Genomic DNA, 12,599 nt, shown 5'->3' on the forward strand with positions numbered 1-12,599 from the left:
GAGGCTTCGAGCTGGTCTTTGCGGCCGAGAGGTTGAAGCAGCTTCTGGCGAACGCGACCGTTTTCCCGGACGCTCTGGGCCAGATAGAGATAGCGATGACCGCGTGCTGTCTTCTCGACGATGTGCATTGCGACGTTTTCATGATCATATTCCGCTTTTGCCAAGAAAACGCTGCTAAAACCAATCACATGTTTTCAGTACATCTCAAGCAGATCCGCGCGATGAGGCACGGTCTTCTGCGGCTTTCCGAGCCAATGTTCTGCATGCGTTCCAATCCACTGTAGAACTTGGGCAAGACTGTTGATCCTACAGCGGAAGTCGATCGGATCCCGGTGGAGATAGACCCGCAGATCTTCAGCGAGCCGGAACATCGCAGCGCCCCAGTACTTCGATGAACGCAGACAGAGCCTGCACATCCGCATTGGCCAGCTCAAGCTGAACACCATTGGGCAGCGACGCCTTCAGTCGCAGTCCTGCCAACGACGCCTGGACCAAAGGCGTGGCAGGCTTGCGTGCAGTCGTCTGCGCGACTTCGACCACCGGAACGAAGGCGGAGGATGTGGGGGGAGGCAGAACCCTCGGCCCCCGCTCTCCCTGCCGTTGCCGATGCAGCTTCACCCAGTTACGCAACTGGTTGGCATTCACTCCATGCTCCAGGGCAAGCTTCGCAATCGAAACCCCTGGCTCCAGCGCGGCTGCGATCAACCGCTCCTTCCAGATCGGATCATACCCACGCTTACCATTGCGAGAAACTCTCACCAGCCATGGCGGCACCGAAATCGCGTCACCCAATGCCATTGTGTCCACTGTCTCCTTCGTGAACACACTCCATCAGGCCAACAGTCGTGAACAGGTGCAGAGATTTGCGCGCTTACGGTCTAACTTCACTCCTGGTCATGGTGGATCCTCGGTGACGTTGAACATCACCAACCGGTTATGACCACCTCGCCTCTCAAGCGAATTTTGCAGAACTATCCGCACACTACCTCAAAGCTTTCCGTTCTTGAGCATGGAGACTGCCGACGCTGCGGCACGGACTGTCAACGCCATGTATGTGAGTGAAGGATTGCGATCTCCGGTTGAACACATCGCGGAGCCATCTGTAACGAAGATATTTGGCGCATCATGAAGCTGGTTGTGTGCATTGGTCACAGAAAGGCGCGGATCGTGGCCCATGCATGCGCCGCCCATCTCGTGGATGGAGGTGCCGGGAGGTGCAAGTTCGGTATTCGATTGCGTAATTTCACCACCGAGGAGAGCGAACATCTTCAGCAGTTCTGCATGAGCATGTTTTGCTGCTTTGCGTTCATTTTCACTATAGCGCAGGTCGATCCTTGTCAGTGGCAAACCATGTCGGTCGCTTCGGGCCGTGTTGAGAGTAATGCGATTGCTTTCACGAGGAAGTGTTTCAATTGCAGCTTGCAGGTTGATCTGCCACGGGCCAGGCTTACGTATGTCTTGCTTGAGTCCTTCGCCAATTCCACTAGCCATGCCGCCGCGGGACCAGTTCAACCGCTTTGCGTAGCCTGAATAGGAATATCCACGAAGGAAATCGGTTTTCTCATCGCCCAGATTAACGAAGCGAGGAATGCAAACCTGGTTTGGCTTTCGACCAATGTACATCTGATTATCTATACCAGGAATGGTCGTAGTCGCGCCGACTCTGTAAGCGTGGTCCATGAAGTAGCGGCCAAGTTTGTCCGACGAATTTCCGAGACCTTGCGGCATTTTCTCACTAGTGGATCTAAGCAGTACAGAAACGCTATTTACGGAACCTGCGCAAAGGAAGATTATGCGTGCAGTATGAGCGGATTTTTCACCGGTGCGCGCATTGATGACCCGAACGCCCGTCGCGCGCATTCTAGCTTGGTCATAGTCAATTCTTTCAACGATTGAGTCATTTAGCAGAGTTAGTCGGTTGGTCGCCATGGCGGCAGGCAAAGTTGAACTTTGTGTGCTGAAATATGCGCCGAAAGAACAACCTCTTGAGCACCAGTTCCGGTACTGGCATTGTGCACGTGATCCTATTCCTTTTGTAAGGTTGGCTCCTCGGCCCGGGATCAGGCGCCGATCAGGATATTGCGCTTTGATTGCGTCGGCCAGCTTTTGTTCGCCCGCATTGAAGCCCATTGCTGGTTGAAATTGCCCGTCTGGGGCGGTTGCTAGATTCTCCTTCGAGCCATTTACCCCGATGAACTCCTCGACATAGTCGTACCAAGGGGCAATGTCCTCATACCGGATTGGCCAGTCGACCCCGTGTCCATCTTGGCGGTTGGCCTCGAAGTAGGATGCTGCCATTCTATAGGTTTGCCGACCCCAGACGAGTGAGCGTCCACCTGTCTGGTATCCGCGGATCCACTGAAAATTACTTTCCGTTGGTGTATCGTAGACTTCCAGTTCGTCGTCTACAAAGTAGTCCATATTCCATTCATTGAGGCGTGCGGCGCTTTGGATTTTCTTCGTTCGACGAAGCAGGTCGGGATCGCCGTAACCTCGGAATGGCAGGTTCCATGGTTCGATCCACTCTTTCTCGTATTCTCCGTGCTTCACATCCGGACCGCGTTCGATCATCAAGACTTTCAATCCGCGCTCAGTGAGTTCCTTTGCAGCCCAACCACCCGTAATGCCGCTGCCCACTACGATCGCGTCAAATTCAGACATTACCATTTCTCCCCGTGCCCCTCATTCGATTGAGCGCGATAGTCGTCCGTGAGTGTGATATTTTCGAATTTGCCGGGGACGGGATCATAGACCAGCTCCTTGCTTGCCCCTACTTCGCTCGAATAATAACTAGCGACAATCAGGGGCTTAATTTCCGACCACGCTCTCTCGCCAGCCTTTTTGGGTAAGGAATCGTCCTGAAAGGCCGACTTATCCAGCTTGATTAGGCATTCTGTCTGCTTGTCCGTTGTTTGGCTGAGAAAACGCCTGCCGCCAACGTCATCAAGCCAATCGCCAACTTCTGTGAGCATCCGCGGCTCCAGGGAGTATAGGCTTTGCTCGATCGCCTGACTGGCAAATGCTGTGTTGGCCTGCGACGCGGCCCCCAGTGTATCGGTGGACGGAATTGTTAATGCACTAAGTCGAGCAATCAGATCCAGTCGCGTTTGCGCGTCAGCGTAGGGAGAAGCTTGGATGCAGCCAGCCAGGGAGCCAAGTTGCGACACTGTGAGTGCGCCTGCCGCTGAACTGCGCAGCATGTCTCGTCTGCTCAAAGCATTGTGCCAACTTGCCATCCGGAATCTCATCCTCACATATGGCTTGATATCGCCATTCTCGTTCTACCAAATTGCCACTAGCCTGCCTCGCACCTGTTTCGAACTGCTAGTTAAGAGCGCAGAGGGTCAACGGTTACCTTGGGGCACATCCTGGCTTAGGATATGTTCCAAAATCGTGGGCGTCTGCCGACCTCGGCCGGCGGCCTACAGCTAAGGTAATTGATTACATTTTGCAACTAGATTTTTGCTTTATGAAGCAGAATGGACTCCGCTCCATCCGTCATCCGGGTACCATAAAGAAATATTATATTACATAAAGATAATTGAGAAAATTTCGACTATTTCGGCCGCACCATTGACAAATGGGCGCACTTAGATCAGATGTAAATCGATTACATATATTGCTTGGTGGCCTAAAATACGCTGCCACTTTGGATCTGCATCGCGGTAAGGGCAAATTGCTCGGCAAGGACAGGAGCGATGTGGCGTACGGGAAGCGATGTTCGTTAGGGCACATAAAACTGGGATGGGTGTGAGAAGAGATGATAGCGCGTTTTCTGCTGAACGGCGGAGGGAGTTCTGCTCCGAATCTGGCCATCTTTTGGCGACTTCGTTGCATGATGTTCTTCTATTACGTTGCCTTCTTTTCGTGGCTGACCCCGCTCAGTACCTACATGAGCAAAACGCTGGGCTTCGACGATATTATTGGCACCGCCTACAGTATGGTCGGGGTCGCTGTAATTGGTGCCGGCCTTTTCGTGGGAATGGTTGCTGATCGGTATTTTTCTACTGAGAGGGTCTTTGCTTTCTTGTCGCTAGGCGCGGCAGTCAGTTTGTTTTGGCTTTCAAGAATCGACCAGTCCCGCGAGATCTTTCTAGCGGTCATGCTCCTCCATTGCGTCTTTTACACGTCGATGCTCCCGTTGACCGTCGCGATTTCGATGAACGCTCTTTCCGATCCTGTACGGCAATACCCTGCAATAAGAGTGTTTGGCACAGCAGGCGCTATCGTTGCAGGTCTCATTATTGGGCTTTGGCCAGGCGCGGCAGAGTCTAGAATTCCGATGTTGATCGGTGCAACTACATACCTATTCCTGGCACCTTATTCGTTAAGCCTGCCTCCACGCCGACCAAGTAGGTCAACCGAAAAGCTCAACTTGATTGCGATCTTCGGGCTCGACTTTGTTCGCGACAACAAGAATCCCATCTTTTGGGTGTTCATGATCGCGATTATGGCGATGGTAATACCAAAGAAATTCTATGACAGCTTTCTTAACAATTTCTTACATGAGATGAGCGTTCGGTTCGATATTTTCTCGCTGCAGATTGAACCGACTGCAGTCCAAACTTCGGGCCTAGTAATTGAGATCATCACGATTTTGGCAATTCCCTTCTTTATTTCGAGAATTGGCATCAAGTGGGTGATGGTCCTTGGTATGTGCGGATGGATCGGACGCTTCATTCTGTTCTCGACTGGGTCCATTGATGGTCACGCGGTTCTTTGGATGCTGATACTTGGTGTCCTCTTGCACGGCGTCAGCTATGACTTCTTGTTTACGTCGGGCCAGATTTGGTTGGACAATCGGTGCGACCCGCAAACCAGGGGGAGGGCGCAGGCCTTCTACAATTTCATGATGCTTGGCCCTGGTGCCGTGATCGGTGCAAACGTCGCTGGAGCTATCTACAACATGAACACCAATTCACTTGGACTGCACGACTGGTCAATCATTTGGCTTGCGCCCGCCGGTGTCGCGCTGATTGCGATGGCCCTGTTCATCGCGTTGTTCAGGGATGATGGTCGAAAGTTCGTCAAGCGTGAAATGGCAAGTCATCAGAACTGATTTGTGAAGGTGAGTGATTGTAACTCAATGCCGCTAAATGCACTTTCTGGCTGAATTGCAGCCATGACTTCACCATTGATGACACTAGGAATTCGTTGAAGTGCCAGCAACCGAGCAGAATTTTCATGGTTGTCCTTCCGGCCTGATGCAGTAATTGAGCGTCTTTCTGCCGATCGAAATCTTTACCGAACTTGCAGGGTCCTTTGAATGTCAACGATCAGTGATGTAGCGAAGAAGGCAGGGGTTTCGACAGCAACGGTGTCTCGCGTGATGAGTACGCCGAGCAAGGTTGCCAAAGCCACACGAGTGAAGGTCACGGCTGCGATGGACAGCCTGGGATATTCGCCAAACAATGCGGCTAAGTCATTAAGAACTCTGAGGACCAACAAGATCCTGGTCACAGTCCAGGACATCATGAACCCTTTTTGCAACCAGTTTATCAAGAGCGTCGAGCATTCAGCCAGTGCTGCCGGTTATTCGGTCTTGCTTGGCGACACGGGATTGGACGCGGAGCGAGAAGAACAATACGTGAAGATGCTCTGGCAGCGCGAAGCCGACGGGTTGATCGTGCTTGGCCGCATGCCGCAGTCTTTGATGGGCAACGGAAGTACGCCAGAGAGCTTAGCCCCTATCGTCAACGCCTGCGGATTTACTCCGGATTTGGCCGTGCCGAGCGTCTACATAGATAACACACGCGCCGCCGAACAAGTGATCGATTACCTGGACACTCAAGGCCACAAAGGGATCGGGGTGGTGGCAGGGGCTGCACAAGCCAACAATAGCCGTCTTCGGTTGATTGGTGTCGAAGCGGCCGCAGCGCGGCACAGTAGCAAAATCACTGTCGCAAATGCGGAATTTTCCATTGAGGCCGGCTTGGCCGCCACACTAAAGCTTCTGGAAGCATCCCCACGGCCAACCGCTATTTTCTGCTTTAGTGACGAGATGGCGATTGGTGCGCTGGAGGCGTTTCACAAACTAGGCTTGAAATGCCCGGACGATATCTCGCTAGTGGGTTTTGACGATATTCGCTACGCCAAGCATCTGAGTCCGGCGCTCACTACCGTTAAGCAGCCCATGCAGGCGGTCGGCGAAGAGGTCTTTCGCACTTTGTTGGATATCCTGACAAACAAGACCACGTTGGTTCGCCATGTTATGCTGCCGCATAAGCTTCAAGTGCGTAACTCAGTTCGAAATATTGCGTGAGCCGCCGTTTTGGCTGCTTAGTACAGCGCCGACGGCTCTCGCGTTATGGGAATTACAATTCCCCCAATAAATATCTCAATTGGAGTTGGTTGCGGCGAATTTGTTCGCAGCTGTCACTATCACCTAGGTCTTGCGTGTGCCGCTGGCCTTCATATTCTGTGTCGATCGAACCAGACCATCCTGCCTTGACGAACAGAGGAATTACCTCCTCGTAGGCGAGGCTATATTCCATAAGCTGATCCGTCATCTCGAAGATCTTGGCATGGACGTTGAAAATATACGGGATGATGGCTTTCAGGTCGTCCAGGCTTTGCATAACCATCGGGTTGTAGACGGCATTGACGAAACTGAGCTCAGGCTGCGTACCACCCCAGCGCTTGACCGTTTCGGTAACAAATTGCTTGTCGAGTCCGAGTTCGCGCGATTCCGTAATGTGGCATGCAATTCGCTCGCGCAGTACTCCATCACGAATGAGTCGGTCGCGAGCGATGCGAGGATAGCGCTTCTGAAAGCAGGACATGTCGAGCGTCAGTCCGAGGTGCTTGGTGCCAGTTCGCTCTACGATTTCGATGTATGGCGCAGTGTGCTCGATCAAGTTGTGCGGTGCGTGAACTTCGAATGAAAGCCGGATATTGGCTTCTTCCGCGACTGGCAGCAATTTCTCGATCAATTCCAGTTCGGGAAAGCCCGCGGGTGCCGGTGAAGGTCTGAGAATATCAAAGCCCAAAGCGCGAGCGAGGCGAATTTCCTTCTCCACGATCTCATAGGCCTCGCCTACGCTAAGCATTCGGTGACCGCCTTTGTTAAAATCCCAGAAGGTCATGAGGGCGGTAGGAACTGTACCGTAGCGCTGCATCATAGCAGTCCAAGCTTCTATCCATTCCTGAGACGGATTAGGATATCCAGGAATGGCCGCCTCAGTCATCAACTGAACGCCAACTGCGCCCATTGACGCAACTTCTGCCACACAATCCTCGAGCGTCATGCTTCGCTTGAAGACTTCCTCTTGGTAGCTGTAAAAATTTACGCCTCGGGTTATGGTGCTTGTCGTCATGGTTTTACCTCACGAGGGTGATCATGCGCTCTGAGCGCGCGATAATAGGCGTGTGCGATGGCAGGAGTGTAAGTTCCAAACTGACCATCTGAATACCCGGGACAAGCCCTCCTGGCTTGTTTACTTGCAAGGTGAGCGCGTCCCCAAAGTCCCAGTGAACCGACTCGGCGCTTGCGACCTCATCCATGCTTAGGGTATTGCCTTGATAAGCAATGGACAGGTGATCTCGTTCAAATGTCTCGCCGTTTACTGTGAGTTCAATTCGTGAGATTACCGTCAGCCAAACCCCTCGGAAGTAAGGTGCACGAATCCGCAACTTAAATCCGGTTGCGTCGCCGGCATTGTCTATTATATTCTCGAATCCCGCGGTCAGAAGCATGCACTGCTCCACCATATGGCGGCGAACTATCGGGTTATATGGTGTTCGGGCCGATTTTAGCGCGTCCGATGTCACGGAATTCTGCATCCTATCTATCCTCTTGATATTCAGTCCCATCCGAGTCGTTCCATCAACGCTCGGCCCATTATCCAGTCTTTGTCCTCTTCGCTGAGGAAGCCAAGTTCATCAGTGAAATGTGTTACCCGCTGGCGATAAGTCGCATCGCTCTTTGAAAGCGAGGCGGTAATGTCTGAGCCCCAGTAACAGCGCTGCGGGCCATAAGCTTCGACGAGCCGGTAAATATAGTCATCAAGATCATGCCAGGGGTAGGCCTGGGTAGATAGTGCGGCGGAGCTCGACAGCTTGACCGAGACGTTCGGGTATTTTGCTAGCGAAACCGCGGCGTTGATCGTTGAAGCAGCGAGACCTTTGCGAATTGTTGCTTCGGACAGGCCGAAGTGATCGAGAATTAATATCAAGTCTGGGTGTCGTTCAACAATAGTCTCTATTGTCTCAAGTTGTGAAGTTTGAGCAAACATCAAGGGCAAATGATATCGCTCGGCCGCTGCCCACAGCCAATCCGTTGACCCATTGTGGAGGATGTCTTGGCGGCCGTCCAAGATCGAAGATCGGATTGCGAGGATATCCTTGTCATTTTTCCAATCTTGAAACAAGATTTCTTGCTCGGGTAAATGAGGCTCGACGAAGGCAACAATCCGGAAGCGTTCAGGGAAATGAGCCAGCGCTGTCTTCGCGTAATCAATCCGCGTAGCATCGACAGCTGGCGGGATTATAAGTGCGCGATGCACGCCTGAACCTTGAGCTAGGTCAAGGTACCGCCCAAGCGAGAATGAGGGATATAGCTGACCTCTGCCTTCGCTCCATGGACGGTCCTTGGATTTTGGTGGCCACAGATGGATCTGAGAATCCACAATGATCCTGCTTCCCACTTCAACACGGTCTGCAGAGTGTGGCCATTGCATCATGATCTTCGTTCCCTAGGAGATTAGAGCCTGAGCCAGTTCCAACTGTAGGTGGCTTTGGGGCGGAAATCCGCATCTATCGTGCTCATTATATGTAATGGATTTCATTCCATGTCAACGTGTACAACATGACTCTGTGGTTCTTTTGACGGTTGGTGGGAATGTTTGCGGCGATGATAAGGGAGTTCTTCGGGGAGCGGACAGCGGTCAGCGACCAATTATTGGCAGCACATCATAAATAATAGATATACCTCTATTATAAGTTAGAAAATCGAGATTTAATTTAATAATTTTTGGGTTGCAAAGGTGTATTACGAGGGTGGCAATAGGTTACAGTTAAGTGTTTGAATTTGTCTCGGGGTCATCGTTTCGGCACAGGTGATAATGAGACGGCGCGCTCTATGGGCTTCCTCTGCCGATGAACATGCTTGACAAATAGAAATCGATTACATAGAAATGTGCGTGAACCCAACGAGGCTATCCACCTTGCAAAGCTCAATTCTGAGCGGGTGGGCCTGGATAATTGAAGCCTGTGCAATCTGCAGGTGCGAACAATCAAATGGCGAAGGGGAGTTGTGATGATCAGGGCACGAACTGAGATGTATTCAACCAGTTGTCTTGTTGGGAGGGCAGGATTTCGGCCGCTGTTGGGGCGAGTTGCTATGCGCGGACTGATCGCGCTTCCTATTGCCGCCTTGGCAACGACGAGTGCGTTTGCTCAGAACAGCACGCAGGAGGCAATTGATAGTAGAGCAATCGGCGAGATTATTGTGACTGCCGAAAAGCGGCAGGGTACGGCTCAGACCACGCCAATTGCAATTGACGTAGTGACGGGTGACAAGCTCCTCGAAAATGGCGTGACGGACATGAAGTCGCTGGAGTCGATTGCTCCAGGAATTCAGTTCGGTCAAAATTTCACCGGTTCTATCATCACGGTGCGAGGAGTGTCCGGTCGTGACACAACGGAGATCGGCGACCCGGCAGTGGCTGTGAATGTCGACGGTGTCTTTCTTCAGCGTCCAACCGGCATGAATGCATCGCTGTTTGATCTCGAGCGAATCGAAGTTTTGCGCGGTCCGCAAGGTACGCTTTATGGCCGCAACGCGACGGGTGGTGTAATCAACATCATCTCCAAAAAGCCGGTTCTAGGCGAGTTGAGTGGTTATGCCTCAGTATCATACGGGAATTACAGCGCCCTTGACGCTGAAGGAGCGATCAATATTCCCTTGTCTGACAACCTCGCTCTGCGTGCGTCGTTCATAAGCAAGCGACACAAGGGCTATTGGGACAACAGTCCGAGTCCCACTGGAGATCCTGCGGTTGATATCCCGAGTGTTGGTGGTCCTTCGGCCCGTGCAAATTATCGTGGTGACGAGTTGGATACCGAAGGTGGAAGGCTGCAGTTGTTGTTTGAGCCCAGCGAGGCCCTTAAGTTTCACCTGACTGCCAGCTACGTACACGAAGGCGGCGCTGGTCCGGCCCAGATAGGCCTTCCGACCAACAATGTTGCGCCCCCGCAACATTTTTCTGAAGTGAAGCACTTTGCGCTTAGCACTCAGGGCGATTTGGATCTTACTCGCAAGAACCTCGTCGCTGAAACGGAATATGATTTTGGCCCGGCTACGCTTACATACATCTTTGGGCTCGTGAAACTTGATGTCGATCACTTGGCTGATCAGGATGGCACCGACTACATTTATTACAATTTCCGCCGTGGAGAATATTCTACAGATCTTAGTCATGAACTTCGCATTGCTTCTAATGGTAACGGGCCATTTTCTTGGCAGGTTGGCGGTTTCCTTTATGATCAGGATTTACGCACCAGTTCGTTGAACTATGTCGATCCAAACGGTGACGCAATTGTTCTACGAAATTTCCTATATGACGTCGATGTGAAATCGAGAGCGGTCTTTGGGCAAATATCCTATGAAATAGCATCAGCGCTCAAGTTGAGTGCCGGTGTGCGCTATTCTAGGGACACGAAGCATCGCGGTGGTGGATTCTGGGGGGGGCCGGGACTCGTTAATCCACCAAGCGTACAACCCGATCTCGTTTTTATTGATGCAGCCAATTCCACTAATCGATCGAAAGACAGTGCCGTTACGTACCATTTTGGCGCCGATTACCAATGGTCGCCAAACAACCTTCTCTACGCAAAGGTGGATAAGGGGTACAAATCCGGCGGATTTACAACAATCAATGCCTATGGCCCTGAATATGTTGTGTCTTACGAAGTCGGTTCAAAGAACAAATTTTTCGGCAATACACTGCAGTTAAATGTGAGCGCTTTCCTGTACGATTATACCGACCAGCAGGTGAGTCAGACGACGCCGCAAGGAGCGCAAGTTCTCAACGCTGGCACCTCGCGCATCAAGGGCGTGGAACTGCAGGGCGATTGGAGAGTTACATCGGCCGATAAGCTCGATTTTTCCGTCAATTGGCTCGATGCAAAATTCAAGAATTTCCAGGTTCGTGCTGGCAACACCAATGTGGATCTTTCTGGGAATAGGCTCATTCAATCCCCCAAATGGGTAATTTCTGGCGGATATGAGCATACTTTCGACGTCGGTTCTGGCGGTCAGTTAGTGCCGCGGGTGCAGTTTATTCATCGCTCGAGTGCATATCTGACGTTCTTCAATCGTCCCAATGACCGACAGCGAGCATACACCATGTTTGATGCAAGCCTTACCTATCGTTCGCCTGATGATAGCTGGAGCCTGCAGGCGTACGGTCGTAATTTGACCAATAAGATCGTCATTACACAAGCGAATATAGGCTCGTTTTTGGGTGCTAATACCTATCAACTTATGGCGCCGCGCACATATGGTGTCCGCTTTACTGCGAACTTCTGAGCTCCTCCCCGACCCCGCATCGTGAGAAAGGCGATGCGGGGTCATCAGCTTCAAGTTTCCAGCCACGAGTACGGACGCTAACGCGTGCGGCTGGAAGTTCACCGATCGCAATAAGGCTACATCACAAAATCGACTCAATTACGTTGAGAGCCCGATTCAAAAGTTCCTTAAGCGTAGCAATACCTTGCGGTTCGTCGGATGAGCAAGCGGATGGATGCGATCGTGGCCCATGCTGTCGAAGAGGCGATTGTGGCCTCCCAGTCCTTTGCCAGACGGCGGCACCGGCCCAGCCACGCGAATGTACGCTCGACGACCCAGCGGCGAGGCAGGACTTCGAAGCCTTTGGCCTGATCGGAACGCTTGATGATTTCGATCGTCCAATTTCCTGTGTTGGCGATGGCTTTCCTGAGCTTGTCACCAGCGTAACCGCCATCGGCGAAGATATGGCGCAGCCAGGGGAAGCGCTGGCGTACGCCTTTGATCACATCGACGGCGCCATCACGATCCTGAATATCGGCGGTGTGGACAAGGATCGAGATCAGAAAACCGCAGGTATCGGTCAATATATGACGCTTGCGGCCCTTGACCTTCTTGCCCGCGTCATACCCGCAGGGGCCGCCGCTCTCGGTCGTTTTCACGCTTTGGCTATCGATCACACCGGCGCTCGGCGAGGCTTCTCGCCCCTCGATCTCTCGAAGGTTCATGACCAGCAGCGTGTTCATGACCTCGAACAGCCCCGCGTTGCGCCAGGCCCAAGTTCAACAGTGCCTTAAAAATAGAATATGATTTTCAATATGTTATGGAAGTGCAAAAGTTTGTTTGCACTACATTTGGGGCTTTGGAGGAGGGCGCTGGTAGTCCGCTATGAAGTGCGAGTTCCAGCTGGAAGGGCAATGCCTGCGGCCTGGAAGGCACTGCCAACCTGTCCGGTGACATGAGTGCGGGTGGTGATGGCCCTGCCGTCCTTTTCGATAGTCACCTGCTGGAGGCGGTCGAGGTCATTGATCAGCGGCTGCCATTCGGGCTGGAAGCCGTGTGCCTCACACAGGCGCATCAGTTCCTTGGCGAG

10 protein-coding genes and 2 pseudogenes are annotated in these 12,599 nt (G+C 52.3%); 3 read left to right on the forward strand and 9 right to left on the reverse strand.

The genetic code is table 11. The features are described 5' to 3' along the window. The 4 genes from B5483_RS23345 to B5483_RS22330 all read right to left on the reverse strand — a co-directional run. The coding region (locus B5483_RS23345; RefSeq protein WP_176168176.1) for a hypothetical protein at positions 1 to 188 on the reverse strand (188 nt) is incomplete at its 3' end. Positions 189 to 354: 166 nt separating this feature from the next. Further along, positions 355 to 798 carry an IS66-like element accessory protein TnpA gene (tnpA, locus tag B5483_RS22320; protein WP_079732107.1) on the reverse strand — a complete coding sequence of 148 codons (444 nt, stop codon included), beginning with the start codon at positions 796 to 798 and terminating at the stop codon, positions 355 to 357. A 189-nt stretch (positions 799 to 987) separates the two neighbouring features. After that, on the reverse strand, positions 988 to 2,661 hold the full coding sequence (locus B5483_RS22325; RefSeq protein ID WP_079732099.1) for a GMC oxidoreductase: 1,674 nt from the start codon (positions 2,659 to 2,661) through the stop codon (positions 988 to 990). Further along, entirely contained in the window at positions 2,661 to 3,200 is a 540-nt protein-coding gene (locus tag B5483_RS22330; RefSeq protein WP_176168177.1) for a gluconate 2-dehydrogenase subunit 3 family protein, read from the reverse strand. Before B5483_RS22330 ends, B5483_RS22325 begins: the two co-directional genes overlap by 1 nt. 560 nt (positions 3,201 to 3,760) lie before the next feature. Between B5483_RS22330 and B5483_RS22335 the strand changes: the two genes are divergently transcribed. Further along, positions 3,761 to 5,059, forward strand: a complete 1,299-nt coding sequence (locus B5483_RS22335) for an MFS transporter (RefSeq protein WP_079732101.1) — start codon at positions 3,761 to 3,763, stop codon at positions 5,057 to 5,059. Positions 5,060 to 5,266: 207 nt separating this feature from the next. Continuing rightward, a complete protein-coding gene (locus B5483_RS22340; RefSeq protein WP_079732102.1) occupies positions 5,267 to 6,262 on the forward strand; it encodes a LacI family DNA-binding transcriptional regulator in 996 nt (331 codons plus the stop codon). 52 nt (positions 6,263 to 6,314) lie between these two features. Here the strand turns inward: B5483_RS22340 and B5483_RS22345 are convergent, their stop codons facing one another. The 3 genes from B5483_RS22345 to B5483_RS22355 form a co-directional block, all read right to left on the reverse strand. Next, positions 6,315 to 7,316 carry a sugar phosphate isomerase/epimerase family protein gene (locus tag B5483_RS22345; protein ID WP_079732103.1) on the reverse strand — a complete coding sequence of 334 codons (1,002 nt, stop codon included), beginning with the start codon at positions 7,314 to 7,316 and terminating at the stop codon, positions 6,315 to 6,317. Between the two features lie 4 nt (positions 7,317 to 7,320). Continuing rightward, a complete protein-coding gene (locus tag B5483_RS22350) occupies positions 7,321 to 7,695 on the reverse strand; it encodes a C-glycoside deglycosidase beta subunit domain-containing protein (protein ID WP_139384131.1) in 375 nt (124 codons plus the stop codon). A gap of 107 nt (positions 7,696 to 7,802) precedes the next feature. Then, positions 7,803 to 8,681: an amidohydrolase family protein gene (locus B5483_RS22355; RefSeq protein ID WP_079732105.1), complete on the reverse strand. Its 879-nt coding sequence runs from the start codon at positions 8,679 to 8,681 to the stop codon at positions 7,803 to 7,805. Positions 8,682 to 9,340: 659 nt separating this feature from the next. Between B5483_RS22355 and B5483_RS22360 the strand changes: the two genes are divergently transcribed. After that, positions 9,341 to 11,530, forward strand: coding sequence for a TonB-dependent receptor (locus tag B5483_RS22360; protein WP_176168179.1), 2,190 nt, complete (start codon positions 9,341 to 9,343; stop codon positions 11,528 to 11,530). A 167-nt stretch (positions 11,531 to 11,697) separates the two neighbouring features. Here B5483_RS22360 and B5483_RS22365 read toward each other — a convergent pair. Both B5483_RS22365 and B5483_RS22370 read right to left on the reverse strand, forming a co-directional pair. Then, a pseudogene (locus tag B5483_RS22365) lies at positions 11,698 to 12,285 on the reverse strand (IS5 family transposase); the annotation flags it as partial. Positions 12,286 to 12,392: 107 nt separating this feature from the next. After that, a pseudogene (locus B5483_RS22370) lies at positions 12,393 to 12,599 on the reverse strand (IS1634 family transposase); the annotation flags it as partial.

This window comes from Novosphingobium mathurense, from assembly GCF_900168325.1.
Taxonomy (GTDB): domain Bacteria; phylum Pseudomonadota; class Alphaproteobacteria; order Sphingomonadales; family Sphingomonadaceae; genus Novosphingobium; species Novosphingobium mathurense.